The organism is Streptomyces sp. NPDC002044 (assembly GCF_040296725.1).
In the GTDB taxonomy this organism is placed as follows: Bacteria; Actinomycetota; Actinomycetes; order Streptomycetales; family Streptomycetaceae; genus Streptomyces; species Streptomyces antarcticus.
The window spans coordinates 12,133-36,849 of sequence record NZ_JBEOXU010000045.1; the positions used below are offsets into that span (position 1 = coordinate 12,133).

Here is a 24,717-nt window from a genome sequence, read left to right on the forward strand (position 1 = left end):
GCTCCGCCCCGGACCCCGCGCCTCAAACGCCGGCGGGCTGGATGTGCGGCTCCGGGCCGTCACGGGGCGGGGCTGGATGTTCGGTCCCGGGCCGTCACGGGGCGGGGCTGGATGTGCGGCTCCGGGCCGTCACGGGGCGGGGCTGGATGCGCGGCTCCGGACCGTCACGCCGTCCGCGGATCACCGGCCGCCCCCCAGTCCCTTGACCTCGTCCCACACCGCCGGATCCAGCACCCCCGCCCGGTCGCGGAACTCCCACACCGACACCTCCGCCGGCCGGTCCGCCTCCAGGTAGCCCGCCCGGCCCTGCGCCCCCACGGTTCCCGGCGGCAGCGGGATCACCCCGGCACGCCGGTCGTCGTACTTGCCCGTGATCCACGCGACCCGCGCCCGGTGGCCCCGTACCGGCCCCGCCGACAGGACCAGGCACAGCCGGCCGTCCGCCAGACGCCACAGCTCGCCCGCCCGCGGCCGCGGCGGCGGACCCGTCCCCCGTGCGGGCGGGGCCCGGCGGGGGAGTCCCAGCCGCCCTCCGGCGACCAGCACCACCAGCGCGACGGCCACGACCGCGGCCACCCCGGGCCACCAGGAGGTGTCCATGTTTCGACCGTAGCCGGGCGGGAAAGCCCCGGCACGGCAGGGGACACCCGGCCATGGCAACGTCCGTGCCCACCGTCGCTCCCCCGGGTGACAGCGCAGGTGATTCCCCCCACAACGGCCTGCCGCGGAGGAGCGAGCCGACGCTCCGCGCCTTACGCTCGACCCACGCACGGCCCGCATTCCGTCCACGGACCGTCCACGGAGGTTCACGCTCCATGAAGCTCACCGTCGTCGGCTGTTCGGGGTCGTTCCCGTCCGCGGAATCGGCCTGTTCGAGCTACCTCGTCGAGGCCGACGGCTTCCGGCTGCTCCTCGACATGGGCAACGGCGCCCTCGGCGAACTCCAGCGCCACTGCGGTCTCTACGACCTCGACGCGATCTTCCTGAGCCACCTGCACGCCGACCACTGCATCGACATGTGCGCGTACTTCGTCGCCCGCTTCTACCGGCACGAGGGCGGCCGCTGCCCCGCCCTGCCCGTCTACGGCCCCGAGGGCACCGAGAGGCGCCTGACCACCGCCTACGACGACGTCCCCGACGAGCGCTCCATGAGCGAGGTCTTCGACTTCCGCACCCTGAAGTCCGCCACCTTCGACATCGGCCCCTTCCGGGTGCGCACCGAGCGGGTCAGCCATCCGGTCGAGTCGTACGGCATCCGCGTCGAGCACGGCGGCCGCTCGCTCACCTACTCCGGTGACACCGGCGCCTGCCCCGAGCTGGGCCTGCTCGCCGAGGGCACCGACCTGTTCCTGTGCGAAGCCTCCTTCACCCACGGCAAGGAGGACGTCCCGGACCTCCACCTCAACGGCCGCGAGGCCGGCGAGTACGCCCGCGACGGCCGCGTCGGCCGGCTCGTCCTCACGCACATCCCGCCGTGGACGGACGCCGAGCGCAACCTCGCCGACGCCCGCGCCGTGTACGGCGGTCCCGTCGACGTCGCGTACGCGGGCGCCGTCTACGAGGTCTAGGCCGTCACCGTCACCGTCACCGTCTCCGCCGCGGGCCGGGCCTGCCGGCCGTCCGCCGAGTGCCATCCGGTTCCAGGTGTGGCGGCGGCCGCGGATCGCCACCGAGTACGCGTACATGACCGGGGACAGCGCGGCCCGCTCGGCGAACACCTCGGCGACCATGGTCCGCCCCTCGGCGGCGGCCACAGCCCGGGTCGGGGCGCGCCCGCGCAGGGCGGCGAGCCGGTCGAGGTCGAGGATGCGGGGCTGTGCGGGAGGAGTCATGCCGTCCACGCCAGGGAGCGGGGGCACGCCGAAGCCCCTGCCTTTCGTAGGGAAAGGCAGGGGCTTCGGTCCTGAGGTGCCGGGTCGGGCGGATCCGGCTATGGCCTACTTCGCGTCGGCCTTCTCCAGCTCGGCGAGCTCCTCGTCGGACTCGCGGCCCGGGGTGGGGAGGTTGAACTTGACGATCGCGAAGCGGAACACCACGTAGTAGATCGCGGCGAACACCAGGCCGATCGGGATGAGCATCCAGGCCTGCGTGGACTTGCTCCAGCCCAAGCCGAGGTCGATCAGACCCGCGGAGAAGGTGAAGCCCGCGTGGACGCCCAGCGCCCAGGTGATCGCCATGGACAGGGCGGTCAGGACGGCGTGGATCGCGTACAGCAGCGGCGCGATGAACATGAACGAGAACTCGATCGGCTCGGTCACACCGGTGACGAACGAGGTCAGGGCGAGCGAGACCATCATGCCCGTGACGGCCTTGCGGCGCTCGGGGCGGGCGGTGTGCGCGATGGCCAGGGCGGCGGCCGGCAGACCGAACATCATGATCGGGAAGAAGCCGGTCATGAAGAGTCCGGCGCTCGGGTCACCGGCGAAGAAGCGGTTCAGGTCACCGTGGACGACTTCGCCGGCCGCGTTGGTGAAGTCACCGATCTGGAACCAGGCGACGGTGTTGACGAACTGGTGCATGCCGATCGGGAGCAGGCCGCGGTTGATGAGGCCGAAGATGCCCGCGCCACCGGCGCCGAGGCCGGTCATCCACTCGCCGAAGTTGGAGATGACCTCACCGATCGGCTCCCAGACCAGGCCGAAGAAGACACCGGCGAGGACACCGACGAAGGCCATGATGATCGGGACGAGGCGGCGGCCGTTGAAGAAGCCGAGCCAGTCCACGAGCTTGGTGCGGTGGAAGCGCTGCCACAGGACGGCGGCGAGCAGACCCATGATGATGCCGCCGAGGACACCGGGGTTGTTGTACGTCGCCGCGACGTCGACACCCTTGTTCTCGGCGGTGTTGATGACCGCCTCGGTCACCGGGAACGCGGTGAGGACGTTCTTGTAGACCAGGAAGCCGACCAGCGCGGCCAGCGCGGTCGAACCGTCCGACTTCTTGGCGAAGCCGATGGCGACACCGATGCAGAAGAGCAGCGGCAGGTTGGCGAAGACCGCGTCACCGGCGGTGGCGAACACCGTAGCGACCTTGCCCCAGCCGAGACCGTCCACGCCGAAGACGTCGGGCTGACCGAGACGCAGCAGGATGCCGGCGGCGGGCAGGACGGCGATCGGCAGCTGAAGGCTTCGGCCGACTTTCTGCAGACCCTGCATCAGGCCGGAGCCCCGCTTCTTGGCGGGAGCGGCGGTTGCCGTACTCATCAACTTCCTCCAGTGGGCAAGGCGTCGCCCGGGGACAAGGAAGGGGAGGCGACGTCTCAGAAAGGGGGACCGCGGGGACCGGAACAAGCACCGCGTGGTCTACACCAATAGGTGGTGTAGACCAGTTGTAACACGGTGAGGGTTAGATAAGGAACCTTCAATTTCCTGTGGCCTGCGCCACACCCCGCTCACGGGCGCCGCACACCCGGCCCCCCGGCGCCGCACATCCGGAACCACGTCCGCAGCCACGGCCCTGCGGACATGGCCGAGGCCCTCGGATCCAGGGATCCGAGGGCCCGAACGGCAGGGTCCGAAGGCCCGGCGCGGACGGACCGCGCCTTCATAACGGCTTGGCTACGCCCGCGTGTTCTCGGCCTCCATCGCCTCGATCTCCTCGTCCGACTCCCGGCCCGGGGTCGGGATGTCGAACTTCGTGATCGCGAAGCGGAACACCACGTAGTAGACGACCGCGAAGCACAGGCCGATCGGAATGATCATCCAGGGCTTCGTGGCCAGGCTCCAGTTGATGACGTAGTCGATCAGACCGGCGGAGAAGCTGAAGCCGTCGTGCACGCCCAGCGCCCACGTCACCGCCATCGACACACCCGTCAGTACCGCGTGGATCACGTACAGCAGCGGCGCCACGAAGAGGAACGAGTACTCCAGCGGCTCCGTGATCCCTGTGACGAACGAGGTCAGGCCGACCGACAGCATGAGCCCGCCGACCTCCTTGCGCCGCAGCGGCTTGGCGCAGTGGGTGATGGCCAGGGCGGCCGCCGGGAGGGCGAACATCATGATCGGGAAGAAGCCCGAGAGGAACTGCCCGGCGTTCGGGTCGCCCGCCAGGAACATCGGGATGTCACCGTGCACCACCTGGCCGTCCGGCTTGGTGAAGCTGCCGAACTGGAACCACACCGGCACGTTCAGGAACTGGTGCAGCCCGATCACCAGCAGTGCGCGGTTCGCGATGCCGAAGATTCCGGCGCCCCACGAGCCCAGACCCACCAGCCAGTCCGAGAAGCTCTCCAGCGCGCCGCCGATCGGCGGCCACACCCACAGGCACAGCACGGCGAACGCGATCGCGACGAACGTCATGATGATCGGCACCAGCCGGCGGCCGTTGAAGAAGCCGAGCCAGTCGACCAGCTTCACCCGGTGGTAGCGCTGCCAGAACCAGGCGGCCAGCAGGCCCATGATGATGCCGCCGAAGACCCCCGGGTTCTGGAAGGCGTACTCCGCGAAGGTGTTGTCGGCCCCCAGACAGCCGCCCCCGATGTCCCTCGTCCCCTCGGGGCAGGGCAGCGGAAAGGCCCGCAGCACGCTCCGGTAGACCAGGAAGCCCACCACCGCGGCGAGCGCGGTGGAGCCGTCCGCCTTCTTGGCCATCCCGATCGCGACGCCGATGCAGAAGAGGAGGGGGAGGCCGAGGTCGGCGTTGAGCAGGGAACCGCCCGCGGCGGCCATCACCCGCGCGACGTCGTTCCAGCCCAGGCCGTCCTTGCCGAACACGTCGTCCTGGCCGAGCCGGTTCAGGATGCCCGCCGCCGGCAGGACGGCGATCGGCAGCTGCAGGCTCCGCCCCATCTTCTGCAGCCCTTGGAACAAGCCGTTCCACCACTTCTGCTGTGGCACTCCCGCTGCGCTGCTCGCGCTCATCGGCGTCCTCCCTGACCGGCCCGTTTTTGGCAGCCGCAACACGTGCGGCACACTGGTGTAGACCAGTTGTGGGCAGGTTGCTGCTGATCATCATCATTCGGCAGAGACCGGGCACGCGCCCGCGAAGATGGGCCAACCGTGAGTTACCGTGACGAAGCGGACCACGCGGCGCATTCCACGTACTGGCCGCCGAGACTCGTTCTTCGTAACACTCAGGGAGAAACACATGGCCACCAAGGCTGAGAAGATCGTCGCCGGGCTCGGCGGTATCGACAACATCGAAGAGGTCGAGGGCTGCATCACCCGCCTCCGCACCGAGGTCAAGGACCCCAGCCTCGTCGACGACGTCGCGCTGAAGGCCGCCGGCGCCCACGGCGTCGTCAAGATGGGCACCGCGATCCAGGTCGTCATCGGCACCGACGCCGACCCGATCGCCGCCGACATCGAAGACATGATGTGATCCGGACCCACTGACCGGACCCACCACAGCACCACCGAAGACCCCGCCCGGCACCCCCGGGCGGGGTCTTCGCGCACCCCCGCAGGGACTAGGCTCGGAGCCATGTCTCGCATCGACGGCCGCACGCCCGAACAGCTCCGCCCGGTCACCATCGAACGCGGATGGAGCAAGCACGCCGAGGGCTCCGTCCTCATCTCCTTCGGCGACACCAAGGTCTTCTGCACCGCCTCCTTCACCGAAGGCGTCCCGCGCTGGCGCAAGGGCAGCGGCGAAGGCTGGGTCACCTCCGAGTACTCGATGCTGCCCCGCTCCACCAACACCCGCGGCGACCGCGAATCCGTACGCGGCAAGATCGGCGGCCGCACCCACGAGATCTCCCGCCTCATCGGCCGCTCGCTGCGCGCCGTCATCGACTACAAGGCGCTCGGCGAGAACACCATCGTCCTGGACTGCGACGTCCTCCAGGCCGACGGCGGCACCCGCACCGCCGCCATCACCGGCGCGTACGTCGCCCTCGCGGACGCCGTCGCCTGGGGCCAGCAGAAGAAGCTGATCAAGGCCGGCCGCAAGCCCCTCAACGGCACCGTCGCCGCCGTCAGCGTCGGCATCGTCGACGGCGAGCCCCTCCTCGACCTCTGTTACGAGGAGGACGTGCGGGCCGAGACCGACATGAACGTCGTCTGCACCGGCGACGGCCGCTTCGTCGAGGTCCAGGGCACCGCCGAGGGCGAGCCCTTCGACCGCAAGGAACTGAACGCCCTCCTCGACCTCGCCGCCGGCGGCTGCGCGGACCTCGAGGCCATCCAGCGGAGCGCGCTGGAACTGTAGGCGGCAACCGCCGGGCCCGGCCCGGCGTCTACGCCGGTACGGGCGCGCGGTGTCGGAGCCGTGCGCCCGTCCGCGCACCCGATGTCCACGTATCCGAATTCCTGGGGGACCCGAAGTGAAGCCGATCAAGCCGAAGCACCGCATCGCCGCCGTGGCCGTCGCAGCGGCCCTGGTCATACCCGGCCTCTCCGCATGCGACGCCATCTCCACGGCGATGGACTGCGCCAACACGGCGGTGGCCATCACGGACGGCGCGAACGACCTCCAGCAGGCGGTCTCCCAGGCCGGCAACAGCCCCCAGGACGCCCAGAACGCGCTCGACGCGATCGAGGCCAACCTGAAGAAGATCGGCGACCAGACGGACAACGCAGACCTGGGCAAGGCCATCGACTCGATGGAGACGGCGGTCAAGAACGTCCGCACCTCGATCGAGGGCGGCGACGCCACCCCGGACATCCAGCCCGTCGCCGACGCGGCGAGCGAACTCTCCAAGGTCTGCACCCCCGGCTGACGCGACCGGGGCGGGAAGCGCGGTGCCGCGGCGCGGGCCGGCCCCCGCGCGGCGCGGGGCACCGAGCCGGGCCTGGGGCGGCCCCGGCGCCCGGCGCGGGCCGCGCGGGCCGGAATAATGGCGGGCATGACCTCCACGCCCAGCCGCCTCATCCTCGCCACCCGCAACGCGGGCAAAGTCACCGAACTCCGCGCGATCCTGTCCGACGCCGGCCTGCCGCACGAGCTGGTCGGCGCGGACGCGTACCCCGAGATCCCGGACGTGAAGGAAACCGGCGTCACCTTCGCCGAGAACGCCCTCCTCAAGGCCCACGCCCTGGCCCAGGCCACCGGCCTGCCGGCCGTCGCCGACGACTCCGGCCTGTGCGTGGACGTCCTGGGCGGCGCCCCCGGCATCTTCTCCGCCCGCTGGGCCGGCGCCCACGGCGACGACGCCGCGAACCTCGCGCTCCTGCTGGCCCAGCTCGGCGACATCGGCGACGAGCACCGCGGCGCGCACTTCTTCTGCGCGGCCGCCCTCGCCCTCCCGGACGGCACCGAGCGCGTCGTCGAGGGCCGCCTCCTCGGCACCCTGCGCCACGCCCCGGCGGGCACGGGCGGCTTCGGCTACGACCCGGTCCTCCAGCCGCTCGGCGAGTCCCGTACGTGCGCGGAACTGACGCCGGCGGAGAAGAACGCGATCTCCCACCGCGGCCAGGCTTTCCGCGCCCTGATCCCGGAAGTCCGCGAACTGCTGGGCGGCTGACGCCGGGTACGCGAACGGCCGGTGACCACACGAGGTGGTCACCGGCCGCAGCTGTGGGCCCGGTGGGATTCGAACCCACGACACACCGGACCTAAACCGGCGCCCTCTTGCCAGCTGGGGTACGGACCCGCGCGGCATACTTTACTGGTCGCCGCACTGTCGGTGCGATGAAGATCCTCAATGAGGCGGGCGCCGCGCTCCTCCCCGGCACCAGGTGCTCGTGATCGCGTGGCAGTTGGGGCAGAGCAATCGTAGGTTCTCCCGGCGGTCGTCGCTCCAGTCGCCGTTGACGTGGTCGATCTCCAGCGTCATGGGAAGCCCCTTCCACTCGGCGGGGCTGCCGCATCGACCGCACTCGTCTGGCACGCCGATGGCCCGAAGGGCCCGACGAAGGACCTTGGTTCCAGTCCGTCGCCTACCGTCGTGCCGCACGAGCACGTCTTCGGCGGGCCGGCCTGTAACGGGACTTGGCTTGCCTCGCTGGTGGGCCTGGCCAAGGAGATGGGAGGTATCTAGTCCCATCTCGTCAATCCACTTCTTCAGTGATGTTCTCCAGCTGAAGCTGGACGGCCGGCCCAGGATCCGGAGCGCCTCGGTCAGTGACTGGGACGCGGCGACCGCCTGGCGCAGTGCCTCCTCGTCCGGCTTCTCGTGACGGATGTACGAGCGTGTCTTCAAATGGGAGACATCGATGCCGTAGGCAGAGAAGCGGCGCATCAGGTACTGCTTCAGGCGCGGGTGCGGCCTGATGCCATAGCGGGCGATGACCTCGTCGAGGTCCTTGCACTGCGCGGCGGCCTCGGCCAGGAGTTCCCGCGTGTAGCGGGGGCCCGTTGTCACCGCCGACCCTTTGCGCGGCCGCGGTACGTGTCCGTCGTGGAGTGACAGTTCGGGCAGAGGAAGCGGAGGTTGTCCGCGCGGTTGTCGCGCCAGTCACCGTTGACGTGGTCGACTTCCAAGGGCAGCGGCTCCCCCAGCCATGCAGGTGGCAAGCCGCACAGGGAGCAGCGTTCCTCGCGTCCGATCTCCATGAGCGCTCGCCGCAACCTGGCGTTGCCCACCCGGGTCACGGTGGGGGAGTGGACCACGCGGAGTATCTCCTCGGCGGATCGGCGTCGCCGGTTGTCGCGCATCCGCTCCGTTCGTACGGGCGCCGTGAAGTGCGAGGTGTCTATGTTGAAGGTTTTCACCTTGCGGCCGATGTGCGTGTGGTGGCCGCCCACGACGTCGAGGCCGAGCCGCCTCAGGACCTCGCACAGGCTCGTCGAGGCGGCCACGGCCTCCGCCAGCACCTCCTTGGTCCACTTCACGCCCTCGCGCTCGAAGTGGGCTACGGCCACGCCCAGCCGCCGCATGCGCAGGTGCAGGTACCGCCTCCGGGACCGGTTCTCCGGGTCCACCCCCAGTCGCTCCAGCGCCTCGGACAGCGTCCGTGCCCCCTGTGCCGCCTCCGCCAGGCGTTCCCTCGTGTACGGGCTGACCGGCATCCCCGCCCCCTCCCATTTCCGTCCCCGGCCGCGTGTGCGGCCCTCGTACGGAGTAACGGGGTGGTGGGCGGGCGGTTACGGGGCGTATCGGCCGATAAACGGAGCGGCCCGCACCGGGGGTGCGGGCCGCTCCGTCGCGGAAAGGGGCCGGGTCAGATGCCCAGGTCCTTGATGATCTTCGCTACGTGGCCGGTGGCCTTGACGTTGTAGAAGGCGTGCTCGACCTTGCCCTCCTCGTCCACGACCACCGTGGAGCGGATCACCCCGGTCACCGTCTTGCCGTACAGCTTCTTCTCGCCGAAGGCGCCGTACGCCGTCAGGACCCCCTTCTCGGGGTCGCCGACCAGGGTGACCTTCAGGTGTTCCTGCTCGCGGAACTTCGCCAGCTTCTCCGGCTTGTCGGGGGAGACGCCGATGACGTCGTAGCCCGCCGTCGCCAGGACGTCCAGGTTGTCCGTGAAGTCGCAGGCCTGCTTCGTGCAGCCCGGCGTCAGAGCGGCCGGGTAGAAGTAGACGATCACCTTGCGGCCCTTGTGGCCGGCGAGCGAGACCTCGTTGCCGTCCGCGTCGGGCAGGGTGAAGGCGGGGGCGGTGTCGCCCGGCTGGAGTCGCTCGCTCATGTCAGACAGTCTCCTCGGGAGGGGATCGGTACGGCATGAGCCTAAGCTGACAGAGTGTCCACGACGGATCATGCCCACAGACCACACGACGACGGAGGCAGCGCGGTGCCGGAAGCCAGGACCCCCGCACAGATCGAGGCGGACATCGTCCGCCGCCGCGAGCAGCTCGCCGAGACGCTCGACGAGATCGGTGTGCGCATGCACCCGAAGACGATCATCGGGGACGCGAAGGCCAAGGTCGCCTCGACGGTCGACCACACCGCCGGGCGCGCCTACGTGTCGGTGAACCGTCTGGTGACGGACGTGACGAGCCGGTTCCGCGACGAGGACGGCGCTCCGCGCGTCGAGCGGATCGTGCCCGTCGCGCTGCTGGCGGTCGGTGTCGTCGGCCTGCTCGTGGTGTCGGCGCGCCGTAGGCGCCGGTGACCCCTGCGGCGTACGGGGTGCGTGCGGGCGGGTAGGTTCGGGGCGTGAGCGAGAAAACCACCCACGACAAGCTGCCCATCCGCATGCTGCACGACCGCGTGCTCGTGAAGTCCGACCTGCCGGAGGGCGAGCGCCGCTCGGGCGGCGGCATCCTCATCCCGGCGACGGCCGCGGTGGGCAAGCGGCTGGCCTGGGCCGAGGTGGTCGCGGTCGGGCAGAACGTGCGGGGCGTCGAGCCCGGCGACCGGGTGCTGTACGACCCGGAGGACCGGGCCGAGGTAGAGGTGCGGGGTGCGACGTACGTGCTGATGCGCGAGCGGGACCTGCACGCCGTTGCCGCCGAGCGGCTGGAGGGGTCCGAGGACTCCACGGGGCTGTACCTCTAGCGAGCGGACGGCGAACGCCGGACAGCGGACGACGGGCGGTGTGCGGGGCCGGTGACCAGGGTCACCGGCCCCGCACACCGCCCTTTGCTACGGTGGGGGTACCCCGACGAGACGCGCCGTACCGGGTTGAGGACAAGACGACGCACCCCGTTCGCTCTCGTCCCGGAGGTGCCGTCATGGCCTGGATCCTGCTGCTCGTCGCCGGTCTGCTCGAAGTCGGCTGGTCGATCGGAATGAAGTTCACCGAGGGTTTCACCCGGCTGTGGCCCAGTGTGTTCACGGGCGCCGGGATCGTCGCCAGCATGGTGTTGCTGTCCTATGCCGCCAAGACCCTGCCGATCGGTACGGCGTACGGGGTGTGGGTGGGCATCGGCGCCGCCGGTGCGGCCGTGCTCGGCATGGCGGTGCTGGGTGAGCCCGTCACCGCCGCCCGGATCTTCTTCATCGGCCTGCTGCTGGTCGCCGTGGTGGGGCTGAAGGTGACCTCCGGCCACTGACCGGGCCCTGGCCGGCCACCGGCCCCCGCCCCCGCCCTCGGCCGGCGCCGGGCCGGCCACGCCCCCCGGCGGGCCGCCGCGCTACTCCAGGAACGCCGACGGCGGCGGGCGCTGGCCCTCGGTCGCGCCGCCGTCCGTGCCCTGGGTGCCCGCGGTGGTGCCGCCCTGGTCGCCCGCGCTGGTGCCGCCGTCCGTCTGGCCGCCGTTCGTCTGGCCTCCTTGTGTCTGCCCGCCCTGGCTCTGGCCGCCGTCGGTGGTGCCGCCGTCCGTCCGGCCGTTGTCGGTCTGTCCGCCGTCCGTCCGGCCCCCCTGGTCCTGCCCGCCCGTGGTCGGGGTGGGGGGCGTCGGGCGGCTAGGGCGCTGCGGGGGTGTCGGCGTACGGCCGCCCGGGGTGCGCGGCGGCGTGTCGGATTCGGACGGCGGGAGCAGGGGCGAGGGCGGGGGCTGGACCGCGCCCGGTTGCAGGTCGAGTTCGAAGTCGAGCGGGTCGGTGCCCTCCAGGGCTGTCTTCGTGTACGCGGCCCAGATGCGGGCGGGGTATCCGCCGCCGCCGATCCGGGGTTCGCCCAGGGCGCCGTACAGGGACTGGAGGGTTCCGGTGTCGGGGTCCTGGCCCATCATCGACACCACCGTGACCAGGTCCGGGGTGTAGGCCGCGAACCAGGCGGAGCGGTCCAGTTCGCCGGTTCCGGTCTTGCCCGCCGCGGGGTGGCCGGCGGCGAGGGCGGCGGTGCCGGTGCCGTTGTCGACGACGCTGATGAGCATCGAGGTGGTGGTGTCGGCGGCCTCGCGGCTGACGGCCTGGGCGGGGTTGCGGTCGGGGAGCCTGAGGGTGTCGCCGCCCTTGGTGATCTCCTCCAGGAAGGTGTGGGGGGTGTGGCGGCCGTGGTCCGCGAGGGTCGCGTACGCCTGGGTCATGTCCAGGACGCTGGCCTGCATCGTGCCGAGCGCCATGGCCGGTCCGGAGTCGAAGTTCGGGGTGTCCTCGGGGATGCCGAGGGCGACGGCGGTCTTCTTGACCGCGTCGGTGCCGACGTCGACGACCATCTGGGCGAAGACGGTGTTGACGGACAGGTCGGTGGCGGTGTTGACGGTGATGTTGCCGTACGACACCTGGCCCTCGTTCTCGGGGGCGTAGGGGATGCGGGTGCCGACGACGCGGCGCTTGTTGTCGCCGTTGTAGATCGTCTGGGGGGTGATGCGGCGGCCGTCCTGGGTGCGGGAGCCGTTCTCGACGGCGGCGGCGAAGACGAACGGCTTGAAGGTGGAGGCGACCTGGTAGTCGTGCCGGGTCGCGTTGTTCACGTACTGCCTGGTGTAGTCGATGCCGCCGTACAGGGCGACGACCTTGCCGGTGGCCGGGTCGATGGAGACCCCGCCGGCCCGTACGAGGCGGTCGGCCTTGCGCTTCGCCGGTTCGAGCTTGCTGACCATCTCGTCGTCGACGGCTTCGACGAAGGCGTTCTGGCGGCGCCGGTCGATGGTGGTGGTGATGCGGTAGCCGCCCTCTGCGAGGGTCTTGTCGTCGAGGACCTTCCGCTCGACGATGTAGTCCTTGACGGCCTCGACGAGGTAGCCGCGCTGCCCGGACAGCCCGGCGGCGGTGCGGACCTTGCCGGGCTCGGGGAACCGGGTGGCCGCACGTTCGGCGGCGGGCATCCAGTCCTTCTTCACCATGCCGTCGAGCACGTAGTTCCAGCGGGCGACGGCGCGCGGGCGGCTCTGCGGGTGGGAGACGACGTCGAAGGCGCTGGGGGAGTTGAGGAGGGTGGCGAGGTAGGCGCCCTCGGCGGTGGTGAGCCGGTCGGTGTCCTTGCCGTAGTACGCCTGGGAGGCGGCCTGGATGCCGTAGGCGTTGCGGCCGAAGTAGCTGGTGTTCAGGTAGCCCTCGAGGATGTAGTCCTTCGACTTCTCGCGGCCGAGTTTGATCGCGATGAAGAACTCCTTGGCCTTGCGTTTGATCGTCTGCTCCTGGCCCAGGTAGTAGTTCTTCACGTACTGCTGGGTGATGGTGGAGCCGGACTGGGTGCCCTTGCCGGTCGCGGTGTTCCAGGCGGCCCGGAGCATCGCCTTGGGGTCGACCGCCCGTTCGGAGTAGAAGTCGCGGTCCTCTGCGGCCAGTACGGCTTCCTGGACGGTCCGGGGGATCTGGGAGAGCGGGACGTTGACCCGGTTGACCTCGCCGTCGCGGGCGATCAGGGAGCCGTCGGAGTAGAGGTAGACGTTCGACTGGGCGGTCGCGGCGGCGTTGGCCGGCGGGATGTCGACCAGGAGGTAGCCGGCGACGAGGGCGCCGCCGAGCAGCAGGACGGCCAGCAGGACGCCGCCCGCGAGCATGCGCCAGGTGGGGAGGAAGCGGCGCCGGCCGGTCCGGCGGCGACGGGCCTTCTTGCCGGGCTTGCCGGGCTCGGGGGGTGCGTCGGGCCTGCCGGGACCGGCTGGGGTGCCGGCCTGCCCGGGTTGTCGCCCGGGTGGCTCCTGGGGCTGCCGCGCCCGCGGTTCTCCGGGTGGGGTGTCCGGGTCTCGAGGGGTCCAGCCCGGTGGTGGTGACGGGTCGCTCATCTCCAGGACTCCTCGGCGCCGTACGAAATATCCACTTCTGTACCTCATGGTGTCTACCCGATGGCCACGGGTTCCGCGCCGGACGGGCGTAAACCGGTCGCGGGGATCGCCCCTCCGCACTAAGCTCGCGCGCTTTGGCCGACGTAGGAACGACGTGGGAAACGGAGGGATACGGTGCGTCAGAGAGCTGGCGGGGGCATCCGGTCGTCGGTGCGTCTCTACCTGGCGGTCGCGGCCGGGGGATTCCGGCGTTACGCCACCTACGGGATGGCGACGGCGGCAGGGGTGTTCACGAACACCGTGTTCGGCTTCATCGTCGCGTACACGTACATCGCGCTGTGGGAGGAGCGCCCCGGGCTCGGGGGCTACGACCAGGCGCAGGCCCTGACCTTCGTATGGGTCAGTCAGGCGCTGCTGGCCGCTGCGGCGCTCATCGGGGGCGGGTTCCAGGAGGAGATACAGGAGCGGGTCCGTACGGGGGACATCGCCGTTGACCTGTACCGGCCGGCGGACCTCCAGATGTGGTGGCTGGCGGCCGATCTGGGCCGGGCGGCCTTCCAGCTGGCGGGGCGCGGGGTGCTGCCGCTGGTCGCGGGGGCGCTGGCCTTCCCGCTGGCGCTGCCGGTGGACCCGGCGCGCTGGCTGCTGTTCCTGGTGTCCGTCACGCTCGGGCTGGTGGTGAGCTTCGCGCTGCGCTACCTGCTGGGGCTGGCGGCGTTCTGGCTGATGGACGGGGCGGGGATCAACCTGATGGCCACCGTGGTCACGATCTTCTTCTCCGGGATGCTGCTGCCGCTGACCGTGTTCCCGGGCGGCTTCGGCGAGCTCGTCCGGGTCCTGCCGTGGGCGGCGATGCTCCAGGTCCCGATGGACGTGCTGCTGGGCGAGCACGCGGGGGCGGGGGCGGCGGCCGGGGCGCTGGCGTTCCAGGCCGGGTGGGCGGCGGTCCTGCTGGGGGCCGGCCGGCTGGTGCAGTCGGCGGCGACGCGGAAGGTGGTGGTCCAGGGTGGCTGAGGCGGTGCTGGCGCGGAGCCGGACGGAGCGGGAGCCGGAGCTGCCCCGGCGCAACCGTGCCGTGGAGGGGGTGCGCGGTTACGGGCTGATCGTGGCGATGTGGATCCGGTCGACGATGACGTACCGGACGTCCTTCTTCCTGTCGACGTTCGGGAACGCGGCGATCACGCTGCTCGACTTCGTCGCGATCTCCATCATGTTCACGCACGTGGACGTCCTGGGCGGGTTCACGCTGCCCGAGGTCGCCCTGCTGTACGGGTCCTGCTCGGCCTCCCTGGGCCTGGCGGACCTGCTCCTGGGCAACACCGACCGGATCGGCTCCCGCATCCGCGACGGATCGCTCGACACCATGCTGGTGCGTCCGGTCCCGGTGCTCGCGCAGGTCGCGGCGGACCGCTTCGCGCTGCGCCGGCTGGGCCGGATCGTGCAGGGGCTGGGGCTGCTGCTCTGGGCGCTGTCCGCGCTGGACCTGGAGTGGACCGTCGGCAAGGTACTGCTGGTGCCGGTGATGATCACGGCGGGGGCGGCGATCTTCGGCGCGGTGATGGTGGCGGGGGCGGCGTTCCAGTTCCTGGCCGGGGACGCGGCGGAGGTGCAGAACTCCTTCACGTACGGGGGCTGCACGATGCTCCAGTACCCGCCGACGGTGTTCGGCAAGGACCTGCTGCGCGGGGTGACCTTCATCGTCCCGCTGGCCTTCGTCAACTGGCTGCCCGCGCTGTACCTGCTGGGGCGGCCGGATCCGCTGGGGCTGCCGCAGTGGGCCGCGTTCGTGAGCCCGCTGGTGGCGTTCGCCGTGTTCCTGCCCGCGTCGCTGGCGTGGCGTGCGGGCGTCCGTTCGTACCGAAGCACGGGAAGCTAGGGGTGATGGCCGTGGCGGCTGTGACGGATGCGCTGATCTCGCTGGACGGGGTCGAGAAGGTGTTCGACGTACGGCGCAGGGTGGGTCTCATGCGCCGGGAGAAACGTCAGGTCAGGGCCGTGGACGGGCTCAGCTTCGAGGTGGCCCGGGGCGAGATGGTCGGCTACATCGGGCCCAACGGCGCCGGGAAGTCGACCACGATCAAGATGCTGACCGGCATCCTGACCCCGAGCGGCGGCCGGCTGCGGGTCGCGGGCATCGACCCGGCGCGGGAGCGGCTGCGGCTCGCGCACCGGATCGGGGTGGTCTTCGGGCAGCGGACCACGCTGTGGTGGGACCTGCCGCTGAAGGACTCGTACGGGCTGATGCGGCGGATGTACCGGATTCCGGCGGCGCGGTTCAAGGAGAACATGGAGCGCTGCGTGGACCGGCTGGACCTGGCCGAGCTGCTCGACGTGCCGGTGCGTCAGCTCTCGCTGGGGCAGCGGATGCGCGGGGACATCGCGGCGGCGCTGCTGCACGATCCGGACGTCCTGTACCTGGACGAGCCGACGATCGGGCTCGACGTGGTGAGCAAGGCGAAGGTGCGCGGCTTCCTGCGGCAGCTGAACGAGGAGCTCGGCACGACGGTGCTGCTGACCACGCACGACCTCCAGGACATCGAGCAGCTGTGCGAGCGGGTGATGGTGATCGACCACGGCCGGCTGATGTACGACGGGCCGCTGCAGGGGCTGCACTCGGCGGGGTCGGTCGGCGAGAGCGAACGGACGCTGGTGGTGGACCTGGAGCGGGAGCTCGCGCCGATCAGCGTGCCGGGCGCGCGGGTGGTGAAGGTGGACGGGCCGCGGCAGTGGCTGGCGTTCCCGGCGGGGGCGTCGGCGGCGCCGCTGGTGGCGGCGGTGGCGGCGGAGTACCCGCTGGTGGACCTGTCGGTGCGGGAGCCGGACATCGAGGACGTGATCGCGCGGATGTACGCGGGCCGGGGGTGAGGGGGCGGGGGTGAGGGGGTGTCCGCGGGGCGGGGTGTCCGCGGGGCGGGGTGTCCGCGGGGCGGGGGTGGAGCCGTCCCGGGGTCGGGGATAAATCAGGGTCGGCCCCGGGGCCCGTGGGGGCCGCGGGCCGTACAACTCCCGTGGATCAGTGCATAGGCTGGGCCACATGAGTGACGAGCGGCCGGAGAAGCCGTTGCCGGAGCTGAGGGCGTCCGATGCCGACCGGGACCGGGTGGTCGAGCGGCTGCGCGACGCCGTGGCCGAGGGCCGGCTCGACATGGAGGAGTTCGAGGAGCGCCTGGAGGCGGCCTACACGTCCCGTACGTACGCGGAACTGGAACCGCTGACGCGCGATCTGCCGGCGGTGCCGGGCGTCCCGGGGGGTGTCGTCCCGGCGGCTTCCCCGACGCCGGTGCCGCTCGCGGGCGGGGGCACGGTGCGGCCGTGGGCCGAGCGGGTGGGCAGGGAGACGGCGAGGTCCTCCGGGGCGGTCGCGGTCATGTCGAGCTTCCAGCGCAAGGGCCGGTGGACGGTGCCCGCGCGCTTCGACGCGGTGGCGTTCTGGGGCGGCGGGGAACTCGACCTGCGCGAGGCGGACTTCGCCCAGCGCGAGGTCGTGATCAACTGCGTCGCGGTCATGGGAGGCGTCCAGATCACGGTGCCGCCCGGCGTGGAGGTCGACGTCCGGGGCATCGGTGTGATGGGCGCCTTCGACCAGCGCGACACCCCGGGACCGGCCCAGCCGGGCGCGCCGCGGGTGGTGGTGACCGGCTTCGCGTTCTGGGGCGGAGTGGAGATCAAGGTCAAGGCTCCCAAGCCGCCCAAGGGCTTCGACGGTCCGAAGTCGCTGCGCAAGAAGCACTGAGCGGGGGCGGGGCGGAGCCGGCGGGCGCCGGGCGGGGCCGGGCGTGTTCGGGCGCCGGGCGTGTTCGTCCGGCGGACCGGCCGGGTGCCTGACCGGCCCGGTGCCGGGCGGGCTCCCCGGATCCCCGTTGAGCGGTCCGGACGCGGGTACGCGCACGGGTGTCCGTACGGGGGCGCGATGGCGCCGGCGGGAGTGACACGGCGTGCCGGGAACTCCTCGCGCCTCCCGGGAGTCGGATGCTATGCAGACAAACCGGCGTCCCCGGGGAAAGCAGGAGCACGTGGACAACCGCACCACCGCCGGAGGCAGTGCCCCGCCGCCGATCGAGCCCCCGCCCGGGGGACCGCCGCCGGGCGGGCCATCGGCGACCGGGCGGGCGGCGCGGCCCTCGGCGCCCGCCCGCGGGGCCTTCGTGTTCAGCGCGGCCGACGAGGAGCGCCGCCACGGCGTCCGCCGGATGAAGACCACCGCGACGGGGCTGCTGGTCCTGGTCGCCCTGGTCTACGTCCTGGCCAAGTACGCGCAGAACGCCTGGGGCGCGGGCGGCTGGGCCGGGTACGTGGCCGCCGCGGCCGAAGCCGGCATGGTCGGCGCGCTCGCGGACTGGTTCGCGGTCACCGCCCTCTTCCGGCGGCCGCTGGGCCTTCCCATCCCGCACACCGCCATCATCCCGACCAAGAAGGACCAGCTGGGGGTGTCCCTCGGCGAGTTCGTCGGCGAGAACTTCCTCTCCTCCGACGTGGTCACCGCCCGACTGCACGCCCTCGGCATCGGCGGCCGCCTCGGCGCCTGGCTGGCCGAGCCGGAGCACGCCGACCGGGTCACGGCGGAACTGGCGACCGCGCTGCGCGGGGCCCTGACCGTACTGCGCGACTCCGACGTGCAGGCCGTCGTGGGCGAGGCCATCACCCGGCGGGCCGAGACGGCGGAGATCGCGCCGGGCATCGGCAAGACGCTGGAGCGGGTCGTCGCGGACGGCGGGCACCACCGGGCCGTCGACCTCGTGTGCGCGCGGGCCCACGACTGGCTGGTCACGCACGGGGAAGCGGTGATGGACGCGGTCCAGGGCGGGGCGCCGGGCTGGACCCCGCGGTTCGTGGACCGCAAGATCGGCGACCGGGTGTACAAGGAACTGCTCCGCTTCGTCACGGAGATGCGCGACATGCCGGAACACCCGGCGCGCGGCGCGGTGGACCGGTTCCTGACGGACTTCGCGTCCGACCTCCAGTCGGACACGGAGACCAGGGCGCGCATAGAGCGCCTGAAGTCCGAGCTGCTGGCGCGCGACGAGGTGCAGGACGTGATCGCCTCCGCCTGGACCGCGGTGCGGTCGATGATGATCTCGGCGGCGGAGGACGAGCAGAGCGCGCTGCGCCTGCGGGTCCGGTCCTCGCTGATGACGCTGGGGGCCAGGCTGGCCACGGACGGCCGGCTCCAGGACAAGGTGGAGGGCTGGATCGAGGGGGCGGTGGTGTACGTCGTCACGACCTACCGCGCCGAGATCACCTCGCTGATCACGGACACGGTGGCGGGCTGGGACGCCGAGCACACGTCCCGCAAGATCGAGGCGCACATCGGCCGGGACCTGCAGTTCATCCGGATCAACGGAACGGTGGTCGGTGCCCTGGCGGGCCTGCTGATCTACTCGGTGTCGCAGGCGTTCGGCGCGTAGCGAGGGGCGGGGCGGGGCGGGCCGGCCATGGGGTGGCCCCGGAGCCGGGCCTCGGCCCTGGCCCGGCCCGGGGGCCGGGGCTGGCGGGGGCCCGGCGCGCGGGCCGCGCTCGGCGGCGGCTACGCGCGCTCGGCGGCTGCTACGCGCGGTCGGAGACGGCCCAGGCGGTGGCGGCGACGACGCCGGCCGCCCCGAGCACGGCCGGCCAGGCGCCGACCTTCTTGGCCAGCGGGTGCGCGCCGGCGAACCCGGCGAGGTACAGCGCCCCGAGCCCGGCGGCCGCGGGCACACCGCCCCGCCGGTGCCACTCCCGTCCGGCCGCGAGCCCGGCGGCGCCGAGTACGACACCGCCCAGGGGCCGCTTCTTGGTCCACCGGGCGACGGCGTACCCGCCGACCAGACCGGCCGCCGCCACGACGGAACTCGGTACCCGAGCCATGTCCAACTCCTTCGGTCGTCTTGTCCTATGAGCTTCACTGTGAGAGTACGAGTACGAGTACGAGGGGCGAGGGCGAGGGCGAGGCTAACGCGATCGCCCGGCCACCCGACGGGCACCCAGTACCCACACCAGCACGATCACGGCACCGCCGATCACCGAGTCCGGCACGGCGTCGCGTACGGCGCTCGGCAGCAACGCCAGTACACCCAGGGCGAGAAGGAAGGCGAGCGCGCACCGGCCGGCCGTCCGCAGCATTCTGTCCACGGCTGCTCAACGCGGTCGCCGGGTGCCCCGACACGGAAAGTGCGGTGGTGATTTGTCGCATACTCGCCGGATCCGTGCGGTGTACGGGACGGGAACGCGAAGCCCATAAATTCACTCTCCCAACCCAAAATGGGAAAATCCCCACCGACCCCGCAGCACCCGACCTCAGGAGCCAGAACAACGTGATCTGCTACGGACAGGCCGTCCTCGACCTCGCGGACGAACTGGTCGACGTCTATGCCGACGTCTTCTCCGGCCCGCCGTGGAACGAGGGTGAAGAAACCATTCGCCAGTTCGCGACCCGTCTCCCCGCCGACGCCCGGCGCCGTGGATTCCGTACCGCGTTCGCCCAGTCCGCGACCGGTATCGACGGCTTCGCCACGGGCTGGATCACACCGGCGGCCTTCCCCAAGATCCGCGGCTACGCCCAGGTGACCGCCCAGCTCGGCGCGGCCCGGGTGAAGGAGCTCCTGACCGGTGCGCTGGAGATAGACGAACTCGCCGTACGCCCCTACGCGCGCGGCCACGGCACCGGCCGCGCCCTGCTCACCGAGATCACCGCCGACGCCCCGGACCGGCGGGCCTGGCTGCTGACGTCCCGCCTCGCCCGGGACACGGTGGCCACCTACCGCCGCCTGGGCTGGCACGAGGTCCCGGCCCGGCCCGGCACCGAGACGGGGGTCGTGGTCTTCCTGTCCCCGGAGCACCCGGGCCGCTGACGACGGTACGCCGCCCCCGTAGCGGGGCATACCGGCCGCATGATCACCACGCGGCAACCCCACCCCCGCCCCGACCGGCACCAGCCGGACCGGCACCACCCGTACGGCGAACAGCCCCCGCAGCCCCCCGAACACCACAAGCACCATGCCCAACACCACAAGCCAGTCGAGCACCACCATCCCGGCGAGCACCAAGAACCAGTCGAGCACCACAAGCCAGTCGAGCACCACAAGCCCCAGCGGCACAACGTGCCCCACTCCCCACCGCCTCACGCACCCCACCCCGCGCCCCACCACCCAGCCCACCACCCGCCACGGGCGGCCCGTCGGCAGCTCAACCTGGTCACGCGCCACCAGCTCGTCGCCGCCGGCGTCCCCGCCGGCACGATCACCTCCCGCGCCCGGCCCGGCGGCCCCTGGCAGCGCCTGCTGCCGCGGGTCTACCTCCTCCAGACCGGCCCCCCGGATCAGCGCCAACGCGCCCTCTCCGCCGTCCTGTACGCCGCCGAGCCCGCCGCGGACCCCCTCGCCGGCGACACGGCCGCCCTCACCGGCGCCACCGCCCTCGCCCTGCTCGGCATCCGCGAAGCCCCGTACGCCCCCGGCAGCCCCGTCGACGTACTGATCCGCTCCCCGCGCCGGCTCGCCGCCACCGGGCACGTACGCCCGCTCCCGACCTCCCGCTGGCCGCGCACCATCACGGTGTCCGGCGTCCCCAGCACCCGCCCCGTACGCGCGGCCGCCGACTTCGCCGCCCGCACGGAGGACCCCGACCGGGTCCGGGCGGTCCTCGCGGGCGTCGTCCAGGCCGGCTGGTGCCACCCGCACGACCTGCACGCCGAGCTCCGCGCCTCCCGCCTCCTCACCCGCCCCGCGATCGCCGCCGCGGCGGCGGAACTGCTCGCCGGAGTCCGCTCGATCGCCGAGGCCCGGGCCCGCGACACCCTCACGGCGACGGACCTCCCGACCCCCCTGTGGAACGCCCGCCTCCACACCCCGGACGGCACGTTCCTGGCCAGCCCGGACGCGTACTGGCCCGACGAGGGCGTAGCCCTGGAGATCGACTCGGCGGAGTACCACTACACCCGCGACGCCTGGCACGCCACGCTCCGCCGCCGCCTGCGCCTGGAGTCCCACGGCGTCCTGGTGGTCAGCGCCACCCCGTCGATGATCCGCGACACCCCGACGGAAGTCGTGACGGCCCTCCGCACCCTCCTCACCCTGGCGGCGACCCGCCCCACCCCACCCACGACAACGGCCCGCGGCCACCAGCAACTCCACCTGTTCCGTGGAACGGGGTGAGGAGGTGCAGAGGTGCTCGTCAGCCGCTGATGGCCGAGTAGGAGCGGACGTGAGCGGGGATCTCGTGGTGCAATTTCCACTCGATCCCCATCGGCTTGCTGCCCTCATGGTCGGCGTACTCGGCCGGCCCGAGCAGCATCCAGGCCTGAGGACCTCCGATGTCCGTCTTCTTGAAGCGCCGGACGAAGAGCAGGACGTGTGAGCCCTTCTCCGCGTGCGTCCGGTACCGCACCCCCGTGGGGGAGGTGTCCGAGGTGGAGTTCTGTGACTCCCAGTGGAACTGGCACTCACCCGACGCGTAGTCCTTGTACTGGGTCTGGGGGGAGAAGTCCTTGGCGTCCTTCTCCAGCGTGACGAAGAGAGCGTCCGTCCGGATGCCCTCGCACCACCTCACCCCCTCGCGGAAGTGTCCCGGCAAGGAGCCGCCGAGCTCGCCCTGACCCAAGGCGGGGAGGATCTCCTCCCGACTGTACGAAGCGTGCACGGTCAACGGCAGGGCCGCATGGTCACCGGTCAGGGCAACGGGAACGTGCTCGGTCCGGTCCAAGTCGTGGGCGAGTACCTGACGGAGCTCATCGCGGAAGGCGTGGTGTGAGCGGAGGGAGTCGAAGCCGTCCTGGTAGCGCGAGAAGCCGGCTCCGAGCGGCCAGAGGGAGAAGAAGAACATGCGGGCGTAGGACTGGCCCTGCGCGTCGAGATCGGCGTAGGCCGGAGCGCCGTCCGTGATGAGCGCCGCATACGAACGGATACGTTCCGGATCATCCACGTGGAGGAAGGCTGACACGCGCTTGAGGAGCGCGTCCTCGCCTTCCGGGACGGGGGTGGTGAGCAGCTTTGCCCGCCGCAGCAGGCCCGTCCAGGAGTTTCCGTTCCCCCGGTACAGTTCGCTGATCCTTCGGCCGCTCTCCTTGAGGTACACGCAGAGTTCCGTCGTGGCGTGGGCTGTGACTTCCCGGGTGAGTTGTGTGACGTTGACGTTGATCTGGTTCCGGATGTTCTCGATGATCAAGTCCTTGGCCTTGGGCTCAAGGATGATCTGGCAGCCGGGCGGCGGCTTCGGGAAGTCGTTCTCGACGCTGGTGAGGAGACGGTTGCGGGTCAGGTTGGTCAGGGCGCGGAACTGCTCCTCGAAGCGGAACTCCTTCCGGTGCTGCCCGATGAAGTCAAGGACGGTCAGAACGGACTTGTTCTCGCTCCGCCGTAGCCCACGACCCAGTTGCTGCAGGAAGACGGTGGCACTGGAGGTGGGACGCAGGAGCAGCAAGGTGTCCACGTCGGGCACGTCCAGGCCCTCGTTGAAAAGGTCGACAGAAAATATGACGTTGAGCTTGCCGGCCTTCAGCGCGTCCAGTGCTGCCTTCCGCTCGTCGCGCGGCGTCCCTCCGGACAGAGCCAGGGCGTGGAAGCCGGCGCGATTGAAGAAGTCGGCCATGAAGTGCGCGTGCGCCACGGACACGCAGAACCCCAGTGCGCGCATCGTCTCCGGTGCGCTGTGCTTGTCCTGGAGCGCGCGGATAACGAGCCGGGCTCGCGCCTCGTTGCCGGTGAAGAGGGCGCTGAGGGCCTGGGTGTCGTACGCTCCGCGCTTCCATGCAAGGGCGCTCATGTCGGTGTTGTCGGTGATGCCGAAGTAGTGGAACGGGCACAAGAGATCTGCCTCCAACGCCTCCCACAGGCGCATCTCGGCTGCAATGCGTCCTTCGAAGAACTCGTCCTGGATGTTCAGGCCGTCCATGCGTTCAGGGGTGGCGGTCAGACCGAGCAGTTCCTTCGGTGTGAAGTGGTCAAGCACCCTGCGGTAGGTGGGTGACGTGCCGTGGTGGAACTCGTCGAAGACGACGACGTCGAAATGGTTCGAGGCGAGCGTGTCCAGGGTCTTTGCCGTCAGGGACTGGACGCTTGCGAAGACGTGGTCCCAGGCCTTCGGTACCTCGCCGTCGCAGAGCAGCTCGCCGAAGTTGGGGTCGACCAGTACGTCCTGGTAGGTGCGCAGGGACTGCTCCAGGATTTCCTTGCGGTGCGCTATGAACAGCAGGCGCAGCGGGCGCCCCAGGATCTGCTGGAGTTGCTTGAAGTCGAGCGCTGCCATCACCGTCTTGCCGGTACCGGTCGCCGCAACCAGCAGGTTGGCATGACGGTCGTGCACCGTACGCTCGACTCCGAGCCGCTCCAGCATGTCGCGCTGATGGGGGAAAGGGCGTACTTCCAGGCCCGAGAGGCTGATGACGCGCGCGGCATCCCTGTCCTTGCTGGAGCCGCCGGCGATTCGGAGCGCTTCGTCCAGACGGGCGGCATCGACATCGGGGTTGTAGGACTCGAAGGCCCGTTCATTCCAGTAGGAGTCGAAGGTGGCTTCGAATTTTCGCAAAACGTCGGGGGTCGCGACACTGGACAGCCGCACGTTCCACTCCAGGCCGTCGAGCAGTGCTGCTTTTGACAGGTTGGAGCTGCCGACGTAAGCGGTGTCGAATCGCGAGTCGCGGCGGAACAGCCAAGCTTTGGCATGGAGCCGGGTGGAGCGGAGCTCGTAGTTCACCTTCACCTGCGCACCGAACTCGCGGACGAGTCGGTCCAGTGCCCTGCGTTCTGTGGCACCGATGTACGTCGTGGTGATGACACGCAGGGGCACGCCCCGTGCCGCAGCAGCCTTGAGCGACTGCTCCAGGACGCGCAAGCCCGTCCATTTCACGAAGGCGCACAGCAGATCGATGCGGTCGGCTGTGGCCAGCTCGGCTCGGAGCTCCGAGCCGAGGCTCGGATCGTCGGGGGAGTTGGTGATGAGAGCCGTCTCCGACAACGGAGTGGACGGGCGGACCGTGTAGGTCTCGGAGGCTGCGCGACCGGAGACGGCGAGCAGTTGACGAGGACCGTCGACAAGGGGACCCGCCCACTCCTGGGTGCCTGTCCTTGTCTCTCCGTCGAGGGTGGCCAGGGAGTGCAGGATCACGTTCGCCGCATCGACCTGCTCGGTCGGTGGGAGCCTTTTCAAGGCTTCGCCGACCGCCCGGGAGATGTGCCGGGTCAGGACGTGCTGGGACGACTCCCCGCTGACCTGGTCGGCTATGACCACGCTTCCTGAGGAGATCAGCTCCTTGAGCTTTTCCTCAAGCCCGCTCGTGATCAGAGTCTCGTGGAGTCCGGTGACGGGCTTCGCAGCATTGGAGCGGGAACCAGATGTCACGGAGTCTCCTCGGGGCTTGATCGGTAC

At 70.9% G+C, this 24,717-nt stretch carries 25 protein-coding genes, 1 tRNA gene and 1 riboswitch; of the genes, 15 read left to right on the plus strand and 11 right to left on the minus strand.

What is annotated here, in order from left to right:
* Window positions 1–180: 180 nt before the first annotated feature.
* The gene (locus tag ABT106_RS14280; RefSeq protein WP_351276459.1) at window positions 181–600 is read right to left on the minus strand and encodes a hypothetical protein; all 420 of its coding nucleotides are present in this window, start codon (window positions 598–600) and stop codon (window positions 181–183) included.
* Between the two features lie 215 nt (window positions 601–815).
* Between ABT106_RS14280 and ABT106_RS14285 the strand changes: the two genes are divergently transcribed.
* Complete coding sequence (locus ABT106_RS14285; protein WP_351276461.1) at window positions 816–1,568, plus strand: MBL fold metallo-hydrolase; 753 nt, start codon at window positions 816–818, stop codon at window positions 1,566–1,568.
* 369 nt (window positions 1,569–1,937) lie between these two features.
* Here the strand turns inward: ABT106_RS14285 and ABT106_RS14290 are convergent, their stop codons facing one another.
* Together ABT106_RS14290 and ABT106_RS14295 are read right to left on the minus strand one after the other, a co-directional pair.
* Window positions 1,938–3,203 (minus strand): PTS transporter subunit EIIC, encoded by a 1,266-nt coding sequence (locus tag ABT106_RS14290; RefSeq protein ID WP_351276463.1) that lies wholly within the window; start codon window positions 3,201–3,203, stop codon window positions 1,938–1,940.
* Between the two features lie 354 nt (window positions 3,204–3,557).
* Window positions 3,558–4,859: a PTS transporter subunit EIIC gene (locus ABT106_RS14295; RefSeq protein WP_351276465.1), complete on the minus strand. Its 1,302-nt coding sequence runs from the start codon at window positions 4,857–4,859 to the stop codon at window positions 3,558–3,560.
* Window positions 4,860–5,031: 172 nt separating this feature from the next.
* Here ABT106_RS14295 and ABT106_RS14300 point away from each other — a divergent pair, with 172 nt between their 5' ends.
* The 4 genes from ABT106_RS14300 to rdgB all read left to right on the plus strand — a co-directional run bounded on the left by ABT106_RS14300 (window position 5,032) and on the right by rdgB (window position 7,402).
* A complete protein-coding gene (locus tag ABT106_RS14300) occupies window positions 5,032–5,319 on the plus strand; it encodes a PTS sugar transporter subunit IIB (RefSeq protein ID WP_351276515.1) in 288 nt (95 codons plus the stop codon).
* A 102-nt stretch (window positions 5,320–5,421) separates the two neighbouring features.
* Window positions 5,422–6,147 carry a ribonuclease PH gene (rph, locus tag ABT106_RS14305; protein WP_351276467.1) on the plus strand — a complete coding sequence of 242 codons (726 nt, stop codon included), beginning with the start codon at window positions 5,422–5,424 and terminating at the stop codon, window positions 6,145–6,147.
* A 115-nt stretch (window positions 6,148–6,262) separates the two neighbouring features.
* Window positions 6,263–6,658, plus strand: a complete 396-nt coding sequence (locus tag ABT106_RS14310; RefSeq protein WP_351276469.1) for a hypothetical protein — start codon at window positions 6,263–6,265, stop codon at window positions 6,656–6,658.
* 126 nt (window positions 6,659–6,784) lie between these two features.
* Window positions 6,785–7,402: an RdgB/HAM1 family non-canonical purine NTP pyrophosphatase gene (rdgB, locus tag ABT106_RS14315; protein ID WP_351276471.1), complete on the plus strand. Its 618-nt coding sequence runs from the start codon at window positions 6,785–6,787 to the stop codon at window positions 7,400–7,402.
* 54 nt (window positions 7,403–7,456) lie between these two features.
* Here the strand turns inward: rdgB and ABT106_RS14320 are convergent.
* From ABT106_RS14320 to bcp, 4 genes are all read right to left on the minus strand, one after another.
* Window positions 7,457–7,531, minus strand: a tRNA-Leu gene (locus tag ABT106_RS14320).
* 48 nt (window positions 7,532–7,579) lie between these two features.
* Window positions 7,580–8,242 carry an HNH endonuclease gene (locus tag ABT106_RS14325; protein ID WP_351276473.1) on the minus strand — a complete coding sequence of 221 codons (663 nt, stop codon included), beginning with the start codon at window positions 8,240–8,242 and terminating at the stop codon, window positions 7,580–7,582.
* Window positions 8,239–8,889, minus strand: a complete 651-nt coding sequence (locus ABT106_RS14330; RefSeq protein WP_351276475.1) for an HNH endonuclease signature motif containing protein — start codon at window positions 8,887–8,889, stop codon at window positions 8,239–8,241. Before ABT106_RS14330 ends, ABT106_RS14325 begins: the two co-directional genes overlap by 4 nt.
* 152 nt (window positions 8,890–9,041) lie before the next feature.
* Window positions 9,042–9,509: a thioredoxin-dependent thiol peroxidase gene (gene bcp / locus ABT106_RS14335; RefSeq protein ID WP_351276477.1), complete on the minus strand. Its 468-nt coding sequence runs from the start codon at window positions 9,507–9,509 to the stop codon at window positions 9,042–9,044.
* A gap of 105 nt (window positions 9,510–9,614) precedes the next feature.
* On the opposite strand from bcp, the gene ABT106_RS14340 reads away from it, so the two are divergent.
* The 3 genes from ABT106_RS14340 to ABT106_RS14350 all read left to right on the plus strand — a co-directional run bounded on the left by ABT106_RS14340 (window position 9,615) and on the right by ABT106_RS14350 (window position 10,818).
* A complete protein-coding gene (locus ABT106_RS14340) occupies window positions 9,615–9,935 on the plus strand; it encodes a DUF3618 domain-containing protein (RefSeq protein WP_351276479.1) in 321 nt (106 codons plus the stop codon).
* An 83-nt stretch (window positions 9,936–10,018) separates the two neighbouring features.
* Window positions 10,019–10,321 (plus strand): GroES family chaperonin, encoded by a 303-nt coding sequence (locus ABT106_RS14345; RefSeq protein WP_351276517.1) that lies wholly within the window; start codon window positions 10,019–10,021, stop codon window positions 10,319–10,321.
* 74 nt (window positions 10,322–10,395) lie between these two features.
* Window positions 10,396–10,468, plus strand: a riboswitch (guanidine-III (ykkC-III) riboswitch).
* 29 nt (window positions 10,469–10,497) lie between these two features.
* On the plus strand, window positions 10,498–10,818 hold the full coding sequence (locus ABT106_RS14350; protein ID WP_351276481.1) for a DMT family transporter: 321 nt from the start codon (window positions 10,498–10,500) through the stop codon (window positions 10,816–10,818).
* Window positions 10,819–10,899: 81 nt separating this feature from the next.
* On the opposite strand, the gene ABT106_RS14355 is transcribed toward ABT106_RS14350, so the two are convergent.
* Window positions 10,900–13,380: a transglycosylase domain-containing protein gene (locus ABT106_RS14355; RefSeq protein ID WP_351276483.1), complete on the minus strand. Its 2,481-nt coding sequence runs from the start codon at window positions 13,378–13,380 to the stop codon at window positions 10,900–10,902.
* Window positions 13,381–13,647: 267 nt separating this feature from the next.
* Between ABT106_RS14355 and ABT106_RS14360 the strand changes: the two genes are divergently transcribed.
* From ABT106_RS14360 to ABT106_RS14380, 5 genes are all read left to right on the plus strand, one after another.
* Window positions 13,648–14,394, plus strand: coding sequence for an ABC transporter permease (locus tag ABT106_RS14360; RefSeq protein ID WP_351276519.1), 747 nt, complete (start codon window positions 13,648–13,650; stop codon window positions 14,392–14,394).
* A complete protein-coding gene (locus ABT106_RS14365; RefSeq protein WP_351276485.1) occupies window positions 14,387–15,256 on the plus strand; it encodes an ABC transporter permease in 870 nt (289 codons plus the stop codon). Before ABT106_RS14360 ends, ABT106_RS14365 begins: the two co-directional genes overlap by 8 nt.
* 5 nt (window positions 15,257–15,261) lie before the next feature.
* On the plus strand, window positions 15,262–16,245 hold the full coding sequence (locus ABT106_RS14370; protein ID WP_502979361.1) for an ABC transporter ATP-binding protein: 984 nt from the start codon (window positions 15,262–15,264) through the stop codon (window positions 16,243–16,245).
* Between the two features lie 169 nt (window positions 16,246–16,414).
* Window positions 16,415–17,113, plus strand: coding sequence for a DUF1707 SHOCT-like domain-containing protein (locus ABT106_RS14375; RefSeq protein WP_351276489.1), 699 nt, complete (start codon window positions 16,415–16,417; stop codon window positions 17,111–17,113).
* 241 nt (window positions 17,114–17,354) lie between these two features.
* Window positions 17,355–18,785 (plus strand): DUF445 domain-containing protein, encoded by a 1,431-nt coding sequence (locus tag ABT106_RS14380; protein ID WP_502979362.1) that lies wholly within the window; start codon window positions 17,355–17,357, stop codon window positions 18,783–18,785.
* Between the two features lie 139 nt (window positions 18,786–18,924).
* Here ABT106_RS14380 and ABT106_RS14385 read toward each other — a convergent pair whose 3' ends face one another.
* Both ABT106_RS14385 and ABT106_RS14390 read right to left on the minus strand, forming a co-directional pair.
* Complete coding sequence (locus ABT106_RS14385; protein ID WP_351276491.1) at window positions 18,925–19,224, minus strand: hypothetical protein; 300 nt, start codon at window positions 19,222–19,224, stop codon at window positions 18,925–18,927.
* 84 nt (window positions 19,225–19,308) lie between these two features.
* On the minus strand, window positions 19,309–19,488 hold the full coding sequence (locus ABT106_RS14390; RefSeq protein ID WP_267718737.1) for a hypothetical protein: 180 nt from the start codon (window positions 19,486–19,488) through the stop codon (window positions 19,309–19,311).
* A 182-nt stretch (window positions 19,489–19,670) separates the two neighbouring features.
* Between ABT106_RS14390 and ABT106_RS14395 the strand changes: the two genes are divergently transcribed.
* Window positions 19,671–20,207 carry a GNAT family N-acetyltransferase gene (locus tag ABT106_RS14395; RefSeq protein WP_351276493.1) on the plus strand — a complete coding sequence of 179 codons (537 nt, stop codon included), beginning with the start codon at window positions 19,671–19,673 and terminating at the stop codon, window positions 20,205–20,207.
* Window positions 20,208–20,246: 39 nt separating this feature from the next.
* Window positions 20,247–21,509: a hypothetical protein gene (locus tag ABT106_RS14400; RefSeq protein ID WP_351276495.1), complete on the plus strand. Its 1,263-nt coding sequence runs from the start codon at window positions 20,247–20,249 to the stop codon at window positions 21,507–21,509.
* A gap of 19 nt (window positions 21,510–21,528) precedes the next feature.
* On the opposite strand, the gene ABT106_RS14405 is transcribed toward ABT106_RS14400, so the two are convergent.
* Window positions 21,529–24,690: a DEAD/DEAH box helicase gene (locus tag ABT106_RS14405; RefSeq protein ID WP_351276497.1), complete on the minus strand. Its 3,162-nt coding sequence runs from the start codon at window positions 24,688–24,690 to the stop codon at window positions 21,529–21,531.
* Between the last annotated feature and the right edge of the window lie 27 nt (window positions 24,691–24,717).